Here is a 16,667-nt window from a genome sequence, read left to right on the forward strand (position 1 = left end):
AGTGAGACCTTCGTATGGACGATGGTGTTTCAACGTTAAATTAAAGGGTTTAATTTAACGTTGTGACTACAGTAACAAACGCGCGGTAAGAATTGTAGGGATCACAATGGTAAATGTTTCGCGCCCCAAAGGGCGGCCAGTGAAAGCGCTGGTGAACCGGCAAAAAATAGCATCAGCCGCACTGCAAATTGTTGATCGCAAGGGGCTTGAATCCCTATCGATGTCAGCGGTAGCTCGGTCAATGAAGGTCAGTACCGCAGCGCTCTATAATCACATTTCGAATAAAGAAGAACTGCTGGCTCTGGTTCAAGATGACATCATCGCTAAAGTCGATACTTCGTCGCTGAAGCTCGCCCTTGCAGGGGAACTGCCAGCAGCTGATGCGCTTCGGCAATGGGCATGGTCGTATCGGGATATTCTGGCTGATAACATCCCGCTGATTCGTGTAATTACTGAGCTTCCACTTTATGGTTCGCCGCAAACGATTTCGATGTACGAATTGCTCGTCCAAGTAATTGCACTTGCTGGAGTTCCCGAACCGGAAGTGATTACGAGGCTTGTCGCAGTAGAATCTCTAGTTTTTGGATCTGCTTACGACGTTCATGCGCCTTTGAATATTTTTGAATCGCCTGGGCCTGGAGATAGCCCATTGAACAGGATGAATGACATCTACCTGGCGCAATTCCGAGAGCAGTCTTCGGAGGAGAGCGAACAATCTAAACTTCGCGCGGACAAGTCGTTTGAAACTGGTTTGGAAGCCCTGTTGGAAAAGTTCCTATCATCCGATGAGGCTTAAATTTGTGACGCCTATTTAGAGAACACAGCCCCACGGATAAAACAGATTCCATCCAGCAGCTTCTTGAATAGCTGACAAAGAAGGATGAAATGCGAAACCCTCCCCTGCAGCTAGGGATGAACTGCTATCGGGGAGGGAAGCACCTTGGGGGAATAAGCTGGTTGAGCTTAGGTCTCGCTAGATTTTGGAGAGTTTTTGGATTCTGTGCGGTGGGCGTTCGGATCGATCGGGTGCCCGTCAGCGTCCAGATCATTGAGTTCTGCCAGCTCTGTGAAATCCGCCTGGGCGTCGGCGAAGCCTTCCTCCGGATCGATCTCATCGAAGTTGCGGATGGTGCCGTCGCGCTCGTCCTTGAACATGTCCTTGCCGTAGATGACCAGCACCATAATGATGCCGGCGGCGAATCCCCACGCGGCGCCCTGGGTGGCCAGCACGCCAGCGGTTACGCCTGCGATGCCGAGGTCTTTCTGGTTCTTGGCCTCCATGATGCCCACACGCACGGATACGAAGCCCTGGATGATGAGCGTCAGTGCCAAGCCCACCGGCAGGATAGGCTCAACGAAGGAGGTAATCGGTAGCAGGAGGAGGCCCGTGTTGGTGCCCCAGCGGAAGGAGCCCGCGCCACCGAATATGGTGCGCATGGCGCGCTTGCCCTGCTTGTAGCGCTCAACGATGACCACGTGCATCGCCGCCCACAGTGGACCACACATGGCGATGTCTGGGCCGATGATGGACATCAGCATGTTGCGGCCGCCGAAGAGGAGGTGTGCGCGCGACGGGCTGTAGACCACGGCCTCATCCGTACGGACATGGTCGGCTTCCTTGAGAACGGCGTTGGCTTGCAGGACGTCACCGAAGACGACGATGTAGGCAGCCAACACTGTGGGGATGGCGGTAAGGAACATGTGCGCCGGCGGCAAGCCAACGCCGAAGACCGTGTACTCAGACCACAGCGTGATGAAGTCAGGCTTGGAGAAGCCCCACTCCACGTCCGGCCACGGTGCCTCGCCGGCCAGCGGTGCGACGAAGACCGCGACGAAGATGGCGGGCAGGATGCCTAGCGAAGCCAGGAAACGCCAGCCGGCGGCCTTCTGCCGCAGTGCCTGGAAGCCGCGCGAATACATGAGGAAGAAGGCTACGGCCACCGCGATGGTGATGGTGATAGGGAAGGAGTGGAAACGTCCGTCTTCTTGAAATACCGAGATAATCGCTGCAATACCGGCACCAAGCACGATACCGGCGCGCAGGCCTGAAGGAATGAGGCGAACGACCTTTGACGCCCACCCAGTTATACCCAGTGTTAAGGAGAATATGCCCAACAAGAGCTGGAAACTGATGAGCGCCCAGATTCGCTGCTCTCCTTCCGGGAAGGTCTGGATGTAGACCGTCAGCAGCGGAATAGCTGGGGTAATCCAACCCGGGACAACCGGGTCACCCAAGAGGTGGTGGGTCAGGTAGAGAAGGCCGTTGAGCATGACGACGGCCAGTGCCGCCTCATAGGGCATGCCGAGGGCCTCAGTCATGAGAGGGATAGCTCCCAGGTCGACCACGCACATGAACAAACCTTGGGCAAAGTCCGGCCACTCAATGCGGTAGTGCACGAACGGCAAGCGGACATCAAAGGGCCCCATCTTCCAGTGGGGCGAAGCTTGACCGATTCCCTGCTCTTCGGGTTCGGCGGCTTCGGTGGTTGCGGCCATGACGGCCTCCTTTCAAAGAAAAGGGACCAAGCCCTACGGGCGCGAACCGCGCAGGGCTTGGTGAGGAAAGGTGAAGTGGTTGAGGTTTAGCCGAGCTCTACCTAGTCGAACTCGATGATCTGGCGCAGTGCCACACCGTCGGACAGGCGGTCCATGGCGGTGTTGATGTCCTCGAGCTTGATGTGGTCGGAGATCAGGGCCTCGGCGTTGAGCTTGCCCTCGCGCCACAGTTGCTCGTACTTCGGGATGTCCTTCGACGGAACGGAAGAACCCAGGTAGCAACCGTGTACGCGGCGTGCCTCTGAGGTCATCACGAGCGGGTCGATGGTGATGGTGGAGCCCGGTGCCGGCAGGCCAACGGTGACGGTCAGGCCGCCCGGTGCGGTGACCTTGTAGGCGGTTTCCAGTGCCTTCGGGTGGCCGGCGGCCTCCACGACGGCGGTGAACTTCTTGCCGGACTCTTCAGCTTCCTGCGGGGTCATGGCGGAAGTAGCACCGATTTCGAGGGCCTTTTCGCACTTGTCCTTCTGCATGTCGATGCCCACGATCTCTTTCACGCCGAGCGCAGCGGCGGTGATGATGGCGGCCATGCCCACGCCACCGAGGCCGACGACGGCGATGCTGTCTTCGGGCTTTGGATCGATTTCGTTGAGGATGGCGCCGCCGCCAGTAAGGATGGCGCAGCCGAGAATAGCGGCGATATCCGCCGGGACATCGGAGCCCACCGGCACGACGGAGAGCTCGGAAACCACTGCGTGGGTGGCGAAGCCGGAAACACCGAGGTGGTGCTGGACCATCTCACCATTGCGGGTGAGGTGGCGAGTACCGCGGATGAGGGTGCCCTCGTTGTTGGTCTTGGAGCCGACCTCACAGGGCATCTTGCCGTCGGTCTTGCAGCCGGCGCACTCGCCGCAGCGCGGCAGGAAGGTCATGACCACGTGGTCGCCAACCTTGACGTTGGTCACGCCTGGGCCGATCTTCTCGACGATGCCAGCGGACTCGTGACCCAAAAGCATCGGCAGCGGGCGGGGGCGGTTGTTGTTGACCACTGAGAGGTCGGAGTGACAGAGGCCAGCGGCGGTGATCTTGACCAGGATCTCGCCTTCGCCGGGGGCGGTGAGCTCGAGCTCGCTCACGGTAATGGGCTTGGAGTCGGCGTAGGGACGCTCATCGCCGGAGCGCTCCAGGACGGCGCCGCGAATGGTAATCGTGTCAGACATATCTACCTCCAGACATCGGGTGGGTTAATGCAACGTAATGTACGCCACAGAACGTCGATGAGGGCAGGAACGGTATGGGAGAAATTACATCAGATGGGGGTATAGATGGGGAATTGTCTACTTGGCGAGCGCGTGGGCGCGCAGCGCCACGAAGACATCGAGCCCGCGCTGGCCGACGGCCCATTCATCACCCATCAGCTCAGCGATGCGGTCGAGGCGCTGGCGCACCGTGTTGGGGTGGATGAACATGGCGCGGGCCGTCTGCGGGATGCTGTGCCCGGAGAGCAGATAGTGGTGGGCGGTATCGGTTAGCTCCGTGGAATGCTCCTCGTCATAACACAGCAGCGGGCCGATGGTGCGCGTGGATAGAGCGTTCAATGCGTGAGGGTCCGCCCCCAAGATGAGGCCCACCGTGCCCAGGGAGTCCTCGGTGATCAGACGGCCGCGCACTCCCAGGGCGAGCGCTGATTCCAGGTAAGACATGGCGGAATCATGTGCGCTGCGTGCTTCACTCAGGCCATCAAAGCCGATGGCGGAGACCGTTAAATCGGGGAACTCAGATAGCAGCGGGGCCAGCGCCGCATCGATACCTCGATCCGGCTGGTACAGCACGCACACGTGCTGATCGTGGTGCGTAATAGCGGCATTACCCGGTAAGAGGTGTTCCAGCTGCGGACGAGTGGGCAGGCTCTTTGCTGAGTGCAGGCCCACGAAATACAGCTGTGCTGAGGAGATCAGGCTGATACCCGTCAGATGTCGCAGGCGGGCGATCTCCTCACGCCCGGCATTACCCAGCGCCACGGCGTAGACCAGGTCATCGACTTTGCGCGCAGTGGCGTCGACAAGCGCCTCAGCAAAAAGGGCGATCGACGTAAAGGCCGCGGAAGCATGGCTGATGACGCGCAGTTCGGCGTCGCTGAGCTGCTTGTCCACACCAATCGTGCCCAGTGCGCGGCCATTAAACTCCACGGGGAACGTGCTTGCTGGGGGAGCGTCCGGGGCATCCTCCGTGGTCCACAGCATCACCGGAGCGTCGAGACTTTCAGTCAGCACGCGTTCCAGCTCTTCGAAGCTGGCATTGTTCATGAGCACGTGGAGCAGTTTCGCGTTGACCTCATTGAGCCACTGCAGCTCTTCCACATGGCGGCTCAGAGCTATCTGCGAGCGGGTTAGCTCGGCAACGGATTCGCCCTGGCTCTCAATGACTTGCGCATTTTCCAATGCCACAGAGGTAATAGAGCCAAGCACCTCGAGCGCGGCAATCTCCTCGTGCGTGTAGTGGCGGGGGTGGCGGTCGCCCACGAGCAGCGCGCCGATGGTGCGCCCGGCAATACGAATCGGGGCACCTAGGATTCCGCGGATTCCCTCGGCCTCCACCGCGCGGTCCACGTAATCCACGTGCGTGACGTTGGGGTCGGCGGAATGGTCATAGGTCCACGCCGGGCGGTTGGTGGCGGCCACAATGCCGAGAATTCCAGATCCCATCGGCATGTTGATGGTGCGGAATTCTTCGGTGACGACACCGCTGGTGGCCAGCACTTTGGTAAAGCCGGAGCCCTCATCGTTGAGGCTGAGATAACCCACGTCCGTGCCAATAGTGGTGCGCGCGTGGCGCACGATGGCGTGGAAGATATCAGATGATTCGCGGCCCGAGTTGAGCATCTGGGAAACATCGAGCAGCTTGGTCGACATCACCCGCCACGTGTGGTTGGCGCGCATGGTCTCCTCAACGGCCCGAAGCGAACTGAGCTCCTCGGCATCCAGTTGCTCTCGCAGCTCGTCGGGGACACGGGTGCCGCTGGCGAGGCGGGAGAGTACGGTGCCGAGGAGAGACATGCCTACAGTTTATTTGGATCAGATTATTAGGATCAGACTTTTTTCTTAGTGCGCGGAATGGGCTTGCCAGTGATGAGCGCGTGGAGCTTGCCATCACCAATCTGCAGCTCTTCGGGCACGTCCTCGGAATCGACCTCAGTCATGATTTCTCTGATGAAGTCAGATTCGGGAATGGAGGAATTGCGGGCGATAGCGGAAAGCTCGCGCATTTCCTCATCAGAGAGATGGTTGTCATTCTCAAAACGCTTCTTGAGTAGTTCGCGGGCACGGCGGCGCAGATCGGCCTCAGACTGCAGGTCCTTGCGGTTCTTCATCCAAGCAAAGCCGATGATGAACATGATGGCGATACCCATGTAGCCCAGAATCGGATATACCCAGCCGATGAGGTTAGAGAAGCCGACGAAGGAGAGCACGAATCCGATGAGCACCGAGATGACATAAACCTTGTAGAAGTGCTGTGGCTTGCCACGGGTCAGGCGCTTGGCAAAGGCATAGAACATACCGATGGCGGTGTTATAAATCATGCCGTAGATAGCAATGGACATGGCGACTCCGAGCGCTGGATGAATCTGCTCAATCATGGCCAAGGTTGGCATTTCGGCGTCGGTAATCGGGCCCACCGAAACGTAGAGGCCGCCCACCAGGACCGCGAGCAGGAACAGGAAGCACAGGCCGCCGAGGATGCCGCCATAGCCCACTTCCTTGGCATCGAGGAAGTTGCCGCCGATGACGATCATCATGGAGACCACCACGATGACGTTGAGGCCCAAGTTATTGATGGCGGAGACCCACCAGTTGGGCAGCGTGGTGGGAATGGTCTGCGCCTGCTCGTTGAGGTGTGACCAATCGGGGCTGGACGTCAACACGGTATACACGGTGCCGATGGTCAGCAGGATGATGATGAACGGGGTGATAGCGCCAATGGCGATGGTCACCTTGTCGACATCGAGCAAACCAGTCAGCAGCGTGAGAATGAGCATGAGGATCGCACCGATCCACACCGGCCAGCCCCACTGCTGGTTGAGGTTGGTGCCGGCGCCGGCGAACATGGCGAAGCCGATGCAGAAAAGACAGGTCAGCGTGGCGAAGTCAAGGATCTTCGACACAATTGGCGTGGACACCGCGTTGAACACAGAAGTGTGTTCTTTTGCGCGGTGATAAGAACCCAATTGGAGAATGGTGATTCCGGAAATGGTCATGGCCAGTGCGGTGACGATGGCACCGACGATGCCCATGTTTCCGAAGGCAACGAAGTATTGGAGGGCCTCACGGCCGGACGCGAAGGAGGCTCCCGCGAGCACGCCGATGAAGGCCATCGCGATGCCGAATGAGCGTTTAAGCATGGTGAACCTAACTGTGGATGGATTAATGCTTCTACTTATGCAGACGGGGCAGGCCGCCTAGGAAGGGTGCCTGCCCCGTGTGTGATGGAGCGATAGCTGTTATCTCGTCACTGCCTTGATGAACTCGGCGATTCCAGCAAGCTCCTCCTCGCCGCGGTCAATGATCGCCGCGGAGGTAAAGAGCCCGTGGTGGTAGCCCAGGAGGTGCTTGTGAGTGACGTCGACGCCAGCTTTAGCTAGCTTCCCGGCATACTCGATGCCCTCATCCGCCAGTGGATCGTTGTCCACCGTGATGACGAGCGACGGGGGCAGGCCCTCCGGCAGCTCTTCCAACAGCAGCGGAGAGAGATCCGTGGCGGTGCGCTGGGATTCCTCCGTGACGAAGGTATCGATGAACCACCGCATGGTGTCGGAGGCGAGAGGGAAGCCTTCCTCCAGGCGTTTGTAGGAAGCACCGTTCTCGGTGCGCTCGCGGGAGCAATCCGTGATCGGGTAGAGCAGGATCTGGGCGCTGAGCTTGGCGACGTCGTCAAGCACCGCGAACTCATTCGCCAACGTGGCAGCCAGCTGGCCGCCGGCCGAATCACCGGCGACCGCGATGGAGGTCACGGTCAGTCCGTGCTCTGCCTCGGGGTTGGACAGCCAGCGGTAGGCGGCGCGGCAATCGTCGATAGCCGCCGGGTAGGTGTGCTCCGGGGCGAGGCGATAATCCACCGCGACGACCGGGAGGCCGGTCAGCACCGCGATACGGCGTACCGAGGAGTGGTGGGTCTCCAGGTTGCCCATGAGCCAGCCACCGCCGTGCATGTAGAGCACCGCGGGGGTCTCCTGGCCGCGTTCTGCCTCCGGGCGGGGGTCATAAAGGCGAACCTGGAACTGGTCGACCTGGAAATCTGTGGTCGCAGGTTCCTTTTCTTCGTGGAGAGGGTTGGCGTGGGCCGAGGCTACGTAGTTCTCACGCACCTGCGGGATGGGGAAGTTATGGAAGGACTTCGCTCCACCATCGCGGAAAGGCTTCAGCGCCTTCCACGCATCCTCAGCGACGGGGCGCCCGGAGTATTCGTCGTGCAGAGTGTGCATCGTGATCACTACCTTCTAGACCAGCTCGTAGTCGTTGATCTCCAGCTTGTCGGTGAGCTCGTAGTACTCAGCAACGTTGCCGGACCAGTTGTTGATGACGCGGCCTTCCTCGTTCTTGTACCACGAGGAGCAGTCAGCGGAGAACGCAGATTCCTCGAGTTCCTTCTGGATGCGGGTGTTGAACTCGTCGATGACGTTCTTCTTCACGTCGAGGGCTGCCTCCGGGTTCTCGCGCAGGTAAGCAACGGCCTGGGAGATGTAGCGGTCCTGTGCCTCGAGCATGGCTACCACGGAGTGGTGGTTGAGGTTGGTATTCGGGCCGTAGAGCATGAAGAAGTTCGGGAAGCCATCCACGGTCATACCCAGGTAAGCCTCCGGAGAGTTGCCCCAGCGCTCGCGCAGGTCGATGCCGTCGCGGCCGGCAATCGGCAGGTCGCCCTGGAATTCCTGGGAGTGGAAGCCGGTGGCGTAGATGACCACGTCGAAGTCGTGCTCGACACCGTCCTCGGTGCGGATGCCGGTCTCGGTGAACTTCTCGATACCAGCGGTGACAAGCTCCACGTTGTCACGGTTGAAGGTGGGGTAGAAGTCATCGGAGCGCAAGATGCGCTTGCAGCCGAAGGCGAAGGTCGGGGTGAGCTTTTCCACCAGCTCCGGGTCGTTGACCTGGGAGCGCAGGTGCTCCATGGCCTGCTCGACACCCTCGGCGGCGGAGTCGGTGCCCTTGCGGGTGCGGTCGAAGCCCTCCTCGCGGACCTCGTGGATTTCCTGGCGGATGGCGCGGTAGGAATCCGGGTTCTCCTGGAATTCCTTGGTCTCCTCCTCGGTGAAGATGACCTGGTTGCGCGGCAGGATGTAGTTTGCGGAGCGCTGGAACACGGAGAGCTTCTCCGCTTCCTTGGCAACCTCCGGAACCAGCTGGACAGCGGAGGCCGCGTTACCGATGACGGCAACCTTCTTGCCGTTCAGGTCGACGTCGTGGTTCCACTCGGCGGAGTGGAACTGCACGCCCTGGAATGCCTCGCGGTTCGGGAAGTTCGGGATCTTCGGCTTGGAGAGCTGGCCCCAGGCGCCGACGAAGACGCGGCCGTAGTAGGTCTCACCGTTGGCCTCGATCTCCCACGCCTTGAGGTCTTCCTTCCACTCGGCGCGGGTGATGCGGTGGTTGAACTTGATGTGATCGTAGAGCTTGAACTCTTCTGCGAGGGCCTTGAGGTAGCCCTGCATCTCGTCCTGACCGGCGAACATGCGGGAGACGCCGAGGTTGAGGAAGTAGGAGTAGCAGTAGATCAGAGCCTGGGTATCGCAGGCAGCACCCGGGTAGGTGTTGTCGCGCCAGACGCCGCCGACCTCGTCGGCTGCTTCGAGAATGAGGAAGTCCTGCTGCTCGTCGCGAACAAGTTGGGCGCCCATGCCCAGTCCGCCGTAGCCGGTGCCGAGGATGATGCAGTCGTAGATCTTCATGGTGGTGTGTCTCCTTGAGGTGTTGGTGTTTCGGATTAGTTCGCGCGAATGGCTTCAGCCAGAACCTGGAGGCCGTCACGCAGGGTGGACTCGTTGATGACCAGGGGCGGAAGGAGGCGGATGACGTTGCCGTCGAGGCCACAGGTGAGGATGAGCACGCCCTGCTCGCGGCAGGTCTTGGCTACCTTGGCGGTGAGGTCGGCGTTTGGCTGGTTGTTGTCATCGACCAGCTCGATGGCGATCATGGCGCCGCGGCCGCGGACCTCAGCAACGGCGGTGAGCTCGAGCAGCGGCTCCAGCTCTTCGCGGATGATGGCCTCGATTTCGCGAGCGCGGGAGTTGAGGTCCAGCTCCTCCATTTCCTCGAAGGCTGCCAGGGAAGCAGCGCAGGCCACCGGGTTACCGGCGTAGGTGCCTCCCAGGGAGCCCGGGTCCGGGGCATCCATGATTTCGGCACGGCCGGTCACAGCGGAGAGCGGCATGCCGCCGCCCACGCCCTTGGCGGTGGTGATGAGGTCTGGGATGATGCCCTCGTCTTCACAGGCGAACCAGGAGCCGGTGCGGCAGATGCCGGCCTGGATCTCATCGGCGATGAAGACAACGCCGTTGTCGGTGCACCATTCCTGCAGTGCCGGGAGGAAGCCCTTGGCCGGCTCAACGAAGCCGCCCTCGCCCTGAACCGGCTCGATGATGACGGCAGCCAACTCTTCGGTGCCGACGTACTGCTCGATGTAGCGCAGGGTGCGCGCTGCTGCCTGCTTGCCGTCGAGGCCGTCGCGCAGCGGGTAGGACATCGGCGCGCGGTAGATGTCAGCGGCCAGGGTGCCAAAGCCGGACTTGTACGGCTTGTTCTTGGCGGTCATGGTCATGGTCAGGTTGGTGCGGCCGTGGAAGGCACCGTCGAAAACCACGACGCGGTTCTTGCCTGTGTAGCGGCGAGCGATCTTGATGGCGTTCTCCACTGCCTCAGCACCGGTGGAGAAGAGGCAGGACTTCTTTTCGTGGGTGCCCGGGGTCAACTCGTTGAGCTTCTTGGCTACCTGGACAAAGCCCTCGTAAGGAGCGTTGAGGAAGCAGGTGTGGGTGAGGTGGCTGGCAGCTTCGGCGACGGCCTTGGCAACGCGCTGGTTGGAGGCACCGACGGAAGTCACGGCGATGCCGGATGCGAAGTCGACGATGGTGTTGCCGTCGACGTCGACAAGCACGCCACCGTCGCCGTCAGTGATGTAGGAGGGGTAGCCCGGGATGACGCCAGCGGCGACGTCTGCTTCACGGGCGGCATTCAGCTCCTGGCTGCGGGGGCCAGGGATTGCGGTGGAAACATTCCGCTCCTGAGGGAGGCGGTGCTTGAGATCCTGCATGCTGTCTGCTCCTTAATGCTCGGGATTTGTTATGACGTAGGTCATTCTGGCGGCTAAACTTCAGGAGGGCCACAGACGATCTGGTGAAAGAATGGTGAGAAATTGTCCACAGTGGATAAGGGGGTAGCGGCCGGGCTGGAAGAGGGGAGCGTGTCCCTCACGTGGTTGGCCAATCAACCCGATCTGGGGATAGAGATTCTGCACGATTGTCGGCGTTCCTTTTCCGTGATGCACCCGTGTGAACTGCGCGATCCGCGCGAATTTGTGGGATCCGGGGCCGTCATTTTGCTCACCGGCATGGCATTTGAAGGACAGCCTGAGGAACTGGCAGAGTACATCCGCAAGGTGTCCGTGGGTGGGGTAACGGGGGTGGGTTTCGGCGTTGGGCTGGCCTTTGCCGAGGTTCCTCCCGGAATGCTGGAGGCCGCTCGGGAATGCAATATTTCGCTCTTCACGGTGGCGCGGCGCGTCCCTTTCGTTTCGGTGCTCGCGCGTTTGCACGACGAATTGCAGCGCCAGCGCGAGGAAGGGTTGGAGCGTTTCATCGCCCAGCAGGGTGCGCTCAACGACGCCGCCGTGGCCGGCCTCGATGCCCTCGTGGACAAGACCAGTCGCCTCCTGGGCGCGCATTCCTGTCTCGTCGATAAAGACGGGCGCGTCTTTGCACAGTCGAGCTACCCGGGGCTGCCTCCGGTGGATTGGGCACCGGTGATCGCCGATACCCGAGCCCAGAACTTTTATGCCGCGCGCCGCGTGGGCGGGTGGAATGTCTTGGCCCAGCGCTTGGCCGACCACGGTGCGCGCTCCTTCGGGCTCTTGGCAGTGGCGCGTGATGGTTTCGGCGTGAACGAGCGCGCGCTACTCAAGCAGGCCGCGGGCCTAGCGGAGCTTAGCGTGAAGCGCCCACAAGAGCTGCGGCGCACACAGAATGAGCTCAACTCCATGGCTTTGGCCATTCAGCTGGGGTTGGACGAACCCGAAGATCCCATGCGGCGCATCTTCCACCTCGTGGGTGATGCGCAGGGGAGGGTGCGCCCGGTCTTGGTGAAATCCGAGGGGGAGCGGGCTCACCAGCGCTTCATCCAGGCCCTGGACGCCCGACTCCAAGACCACGGGCGTTTGCTCTTCGAGTACGCGCTGGATAAGTCCTCCAGCCTCCTGCTCTTTAGGGGAAGCCGAACGATGAAAAATCTGCAGGATTTGCTGCGCGATATTCGCGGGAGCAAGCGCATCGTCGTGGGCCAACCCATGCCGTGGGCCGAGCTGGGGGTGGGGATTGTCCACGAGCTGGAGTCTTTCGCTTTCGGGCTGCAGCCGGGGATGCTCGCGGGGCCGGAATCGCGCACCTTGAGCTGGACTAGGGACCCTCGGGTTAAAGGAGCGGCGCACAACCGCGCGAAGGAGACCTGGGGCAAGGTGCGTTCCTTTGACGCCGAGCACGGCACCGACTTGGCGGAAACACTGGAGGTTTACTTGCGCGCCGGCGGGCATGTAAGCCGCACCGCTGAGGAGCTGCATTCGCACCGCCACACCGTGCGCAAGCGCATCGCGGACTTGGAGGAATTATTGGAGGTGGACCTTAAGGATCCCCTCGTGGCGGCGGAACTTCTCATCCTGGGCGTGAGCGTTCCGGACTGAGATCTTAAGAATCAAGGCTGAGCAAGAGCAGCTCCGCGCGGGTGACGGGGTTGCCCAGGTCCACGCCGCAGAGTTGCTCGATCTTGTCCAAGCGGGCGCGCACGGTGTGGCGGTGAACGCCGAGCTCCGCGGCGGCGGTGGCCAAGTTGGCGTTGCCCACGAGGAAGGAACGCAGCGTGGCGCACAGCTCTGTGTTGTGCTGCGCATCGTGCTCGGTAAGAAGGCTGACCGTCGCCGCGCGCCGGGCAGCGAGGGCCTCGGGTACGCCGGGTTCTGCCAGCCAGGTAGGGGCAGCCGAATCGAAAACGGCCGCCGTGCCGAGGGGCAGGCTGCGCGCGTGGCTCTGGAGAGAGGACAAGAGCGCCGGTGTCAACGCCTGCCATTGGATGCGCTGCAGGATGGACGTTCGGAGGTAGCGGGTGTGTTTCCCGCACAAGTTCGTGTGCGCGGTGCCCGGGGGAAGCGCGATAAGCGCCGAATCGTGTTCCGGGCGGATGAGGCTGAGAGGCTCGGCTTTTCCAATCTCGCTTAATGCCCGCGCGAGGCGGGAGGGGGATGGTGCCGTGAGAAACAGAACATCCACGAGGTCGTGGCTATCGACCGTATGGAAGGCCGCCTGTAAGGCGGGGGAGTCAACCCCGGCCAGTTGGGCGTCAAGCGCTAACGCCCCGAGGATCGTGTGCGCAGTGGTGTCGGGATGATCTAAGAGCAGGCTGGCCAGGCCCGCGAGGTGCCGGATGAGCGCGCGGGAGTAGGAATCGAACTTCTCTGCACGCGTTACCGCGATGGCCCAGCGTCGTCCCGCCGAGCCGAAGATGCTGGTGATGGTTGCGCCTGTGCTTGTCGACGTCCCCGTTCCCCGCCCCGTCTGCTCCGCGGCCTCCACCGCGGCGTCGGCCGCACTGAGCTGGCCGCGATCGCTGCGGCTGACCACCGCTCCGGAGGAACTGGCCACCGCCACCGCGGCGCCGAGTTCTTTGCCGGCTTGCATGACGAGCGCCCCGATGCTCGTGGCCGCGGCCTGGTTGAGGCGCTCCTGCTGGCGGTGGAGTGCAAAGTGCGCGTTGTTGTCCAAGCGGGCCTGTTCTTGAGCCACGGCCGTGGTGATGGAGACGAATCGGGTGGCGCGTGGGACCTCAAAGAGGGTGAGATTGTGCTGGGAGCAGGCATGGATGAGCGCGGTGGGGACCTCGCTAAAGGCCAGCCCAGTGCCGAAGCCAATGCCCTGCACACCGGCCGCGGCCAGGGCCGCAACATAGCGTTCGAAGCCCTCCGGTTCTTCCCGGAAGGCAAGCCCCAACGTGAGCATGAGCGCGCCGGGAGAGGTGAATTCGCTGGGGTCCGCGAGCTCGGAGGCGTGGATGGTGTTGAACGTGGCGCTACCGGTGACGATGCTCCGCAGGTTTAATGAGCGCTGGTTGAGCAGCCAGCGGAAGGAAATCTCACGCATGGTGGACAGAGTACACAGCTATGGGGAGGAAATTTATACATCTCGTCCATAGTGTGCGGAGGGTGGTGGAGACCACACTAAGGGGCGCACTATTCATCCGAGCACAAAAGGAAGACCATGCAGGAACTTCAGTACCACATTGAGCAGTCTCGCCACCTGGGCCAGCAGGTCCCGGGCCCGAAGAGCGCCGCCCTGGATGAGCGCCGGAAGAACGCCCTCCCCGCGGGCATGGCGCCGTCGCTTCCGGGTTACGTAGTGGATGCCGATGGCGGCATTCTTGCCGATGCCGACGGCAACCGCTTCATCGACCTTGCCTCCGGCATCGCCGTGACCTCCGCTGGCGCTTCGAACCCGGCCGTCGTGGCCGCGGTCCAGGAGGCCGTGGCACACTTTACGCACACCTCCTTCACTATCTCCCCATACGAGTCCTACGTTGCCGTGGCAGAGAAGCTTAATGAGGTTACGCCGGGTGATCACCCGAAGAAGACCGCGCTCTTCAACTCCGGCGCTGAGGCTGTGGAAAACGCCGTGAAGATTGCCCGCAACTACACCGGCAAGCGCGGGGTCGTGGTCATGGACCGCGCTTTCCACGGCCGTACGAACCTGACCATGGCGATGACCGCCAAGCAATCGCCCTACAAGAACGGCTTCGGTCCCTTCGCCCCGGAGATCTACCGCGCGCCGATGTCCTACCCGCTGCGCGATGGTCTGAGTGGTGCCGAGGCAGCCAAGAAGACCATCACCATGATCGAGCAGGAAGTCGGCGCGACCAACCTGGCCTGCGTCGTTGCCGAGCCGATTCAGGGCGAGGGCGGATTCGTCGTCCCGGCTGAGGGCTACCTCGCAGCAATCCAGAAGTGGTGCAACGACAATGACGTGGTCTTCATCATCGACGAGATCCAGGCGGGCATGATGCGCACCGGTACCTGGTTCGCTTCCGACCACGAGGGCATCGTGCCGGACATGGTGACCATTGCGAAGGGCATTGCCTCCGGCATGCCGCTATCCGCAGTGACCGGCCGCGCGGAAATCATGGATACCCCGCAGCCTGGTGGCCTGGGCGGTACCTACACCGGTAACCCGGTGGCGTGCGCCGCTGCGCTGGCAACCTTTAAGGAGTTTGAGGAGAAGGACTTCGGTGCGCGCGCCCAGCACCTGGAGAAGGTCGCCCGCGAGGAGCTGGAGCCCATCCTGGGTGATGAGCGCGTCGCAGAGTTCCGCGGCCGCGGCGCCATGCTCGCACTCGAGTTCGTGACCGCTGAGGGCGAGCCGGACTCCGAGCTCGTGCACAAGATTGCTGACGGTGCCAAGGCCGAGGGCGTCCTGCTGCTGACCTGCGGCCTGGACCACAACGTCATTCGCTTCCTGCCTTCGCTGGCCATCCCGGAGGACTTGTGGCGTGAGGCGCTGCAGGTCGTCGTCAAGCAGTTCAACGAATACAAGTAAGGCGAATGCAGTTCTCACCCGGCGATGGCCGGGTGAGTTCACGTTTTAATAGCCATTTAGTAGTCATCGGAGAAGTCTTTGTCCAACAACATTACTGTGCCGCAGAAGGATGAATCCACGAAGGAATTCAAGCCCGCGCTGTCCTTCGTGCAGGGCATCGCCCTCATCTTCGGCACCAACATCGGCGCTGGAGTTCTCTCCATTCCTTATGCCGCTCGCAACGGTGGATTCCTCGCGCTCGTCATCGCCCTGCTCGTGGCTGGCACGCTCACGACCATTTCCATGTTGTACGTGGCGGAGTCCGCCATGCGCACCAAAGCCAAGCTGCAAGTCTCGGGACTGGCCGAGCATTACCTGGGGCAGTGGGGGCGGTGGCTGGTCTTCGTCGCCATCATCGTCAACGGTATCGGTGCGCTCATTGCCTATGCTGCCGGCTCCGGTGACTTGATCAACAACATTTTCGGCCTGCCGCCGCTTCTTGGCACGTTGATCTTCTTTGGGTTTGGCTCGTGGGTGATGTACCGCGGTCTGCATACCACGGGTGCCACCGAGGGCGCCATTACCGCCGGTATGGCCATCATCATCGCTGTCCTCTGTGGATGGACCATCCTGGGCCCAGGTATCAAGGTGGAAAACCTATTGGTTCTTCACCCCTTCTTCATCGTCCCGATTCTGAACCTGGCGGTGTTCTCATTCCTGGCGCAGTATGTGGTTCCGGAGCTGGTCCAAGGCATGGATCCGTCGAAGCCGCAGGAGACCGCGCGTGCGATCGTCGTTGGCATGGTCATCACGGGCTTTACCCTGGCGCTGGTGCCTTTTGCAGCCCTCGGCCTTCTCGGTATGGAAGTCACCGAAGTGGTGACCATTGCCTGGGGTGAGGCACTGGGCCCGGTTGCCTACTACTTGGCCAACATCTTTGCCTTAGCAGCCATGCTGACGTCATTCCTGGCGATTGGTTTCACCACCATGCGCAACGTCCTCGACATCTTCCACTGGGAAGGCGTGAAGGGGCAGCGCATCGTGGCCGTAGCGCTGACCGTTGTTCCGCCGCTGGTGATCTCGATTGCGGGCCTCGGAGGCTTCGTTGCGGCGCTGTCCTATGCGGGCGGCTTTGCGGGTGCCATCATGTCCGTCATCCCGGTGATGCTGCTGCACGCCTCCCGCAAGAAGGGCGACCGCGATCCCGGCTGGACCGTGGGCGGTCTTGCGCACCCGGCTATTCAGGCAACCATCATCGTGGTGTATTTCTTGGCTTTCATCTATTCGATCATTTCGATCGTCGGGCTGGTGCCGGCGGGTTGGGCTTAGTACAAGCGATTAGCCCTGAGAAAGG

At 61.4% G+C, this 16,667-nt stretch carries 12 protein-coding genes; 4 read left to right on the forward strand and 8 right to left on the reverse strand.

What is annotated here, in order from left to right:
* The first annotated feature begins 106 nt into the window (after positions 1–106).
* Complete coding sequence (locus HMPREF2912_RS10545) at positions 107–796, forward strand: TetR/AcrR family transcriptional regulator (protein ID WP_070597247.1); 690 nt, start codon at positions 107–109, stop codon at positions 794–796.
* A 167-nt stretch (positions 797–963) separates the two neighbouring features.
* On the opposite strand, the gene HMPREF2912_RS10550 is transcribed toward HMPREF2912_RS10545, so the two are convergent.
* From HMPREF2912_RS10550 to gabT (HMPREF2912_RS10580), 7 genes are all read right to left on the reverse strand, one after another.
* Positions 964–2,496, reverse strand: coding sequence for a permease family protein (locus HMPREF2912_RS10550; protein WP_070684097.1), 1,533 nt, complete (start codon positions 2,494–2,496; stop codon positions 964–966).
* Between the two features lie 101 nt (positions 2,497–2,597).
* Positions 2,598–3,716 (reverse strand): alcohol dehydrogenase catalytic domain-containing protein, encoded by a 1,119-nt coding sequence (locus HMPREF2912_RS10555; protein ID WP_070684099.1) that lies wholly within the window; start codon positions 3,714–3,716, stop codon positions 2,598–2,600.
* Between the two features lie 117 nt (positions 3,717–3,833).
* Entirely contained in the window at positions 3,834–5,552 is a 1,719-nt protein-coding gene (locus HMPREF2912_RS10560; RefSeq protein WP_070624407.1) for a helix-turn-helix domain-containing protein, read from the reverse strand.
* A gap of 32 nt (positions 5,553–5,584) precedes the next feature.
* Positions 5,585–6,895, reverse strand: coding sequence for a YkvI family membrane protein (locus tag HMPREF2912_RS10565; RefSeq protein ID WP_070597254.1), 1,311 nt, complete (start codon positions 6,893–6,895; stop codon positions 5,585–5,587).
* A 99-nt stretch (positions 6,896–6,994) separates the two neighbouring features.
* Positions 6,995–7,975, reverse strand: coding sequence for an alpha/beta hydrolase (locus tag HMPREF2912_RS10570; RefSeq protein WP_070597256.1), 981 nt, complete (start codon positions 7,973–7,975; stop codon positions 6,995–6,997).
* Between the two features lie 15 nt (positions 7,976–7,990).
* Entirely contained in the window at positions 7,991–9,439 is a 1,449-nt protein-coding gene (locus HMPREF2912_RS10575; protein WP_070684101.1) for a flavin-containing monooxygenase, read from the reverse strand.
* Positions 9,440–9,474: 35 nt separating this feature from the next.
* A complete protein-coding gene (gabT, locus tag HMPREF2912_RS10580) occupies positions 9,475–10,800 on the reverse strand; it encodes a 4-aminobutyrate--2-oxoglutarate transaminase (RefSeq protein WP_070684102.1) in 1,326 nt (441 codons plus the stop codon).
* A gap of 111 nt (positions 10,801–10,911) precedes the next feature.
* On the opposite strand from gabT (HMPREF2912_RS10580), the gene HMPREF2912_RS10585 reads away from it, so the two are divergent.
* A complete protein-coding gene (locus HMPREF2912_RS10585) occupies positions 10,912–12,438 on the forward strand; it encodes a helix-turn-helix domain-containing protein (RefSeq protein WP_246816527.1) in 1,527 nt (508 codons plus the stop codon).
* Positions 12,439–12,442: 4 nt separating this feature from the next.
* On the opposite strand, the gene HMPREF2912_RS10590 is transcribed toward HMPREF2912_RS10585, so the two are convergent.
* On the reverse strand, positions 12,443–13,888 hold the full coding sequence (locus tag HMPREF2912_RS10590) for a PucR family transcriptional regulator (protein WP_070684104.1): 1,446 nt from the start codon (positions 13,886–13,888) through the stop codon (positions 12,443–12,445).
* 117 nt (positions 13,889–14,005) lie between these two features.
* Between HMPREF2912_RS10590 and gabT (HMPREF2912_RS10595) the strand changes: the two genes are divergently transcribed.
* Both gabT (HMPREF2912_RS10595) and HMPREF2912_RS10600 read left to right on the forward strand, forming a co-directional pair.
* The gene (gabT, locus tag HMPREF2912_RS10595) at positions 14,006–15,334 is read left to right on the forward strand and encodes a 4-aminobutyrate--2-oxoglutarate transaminase (RefSeq protein ID WP_070684106.1); all 1,329 of its coding nucleotides are present in this window, start codon (positions 14,006–14,008) and stop codon (positions 15,332–15,334) included.
* Between the two features lie 78 nt (positions 15,335–15,412).
* Positions 15,413–16,642 carry an aromatic amino acid transport family protein gene (locus tag HMPREF2912_RS10600; protein ID WP_070684107.1) on the forward strand — a complete coding sequence of 410 codons (1,230 nt, stop codon included), beginning with the start codon at positions 15,413–15,415 and terminating at the stop codon, positions 16,640–16,642.
* Positions 16,643–16,667 lie beyond the last annotated feature (25 nt).

This window comes from Corynebacterium sp. HMSC056E09 (assembly GCF_001813425.1).
GTDB lineage: Bacteria > Actinomycetota > Actinomycetes > Mycobacteriales > Mycobacteriaceae > Corynebacterium > Corynebacterium hesseae.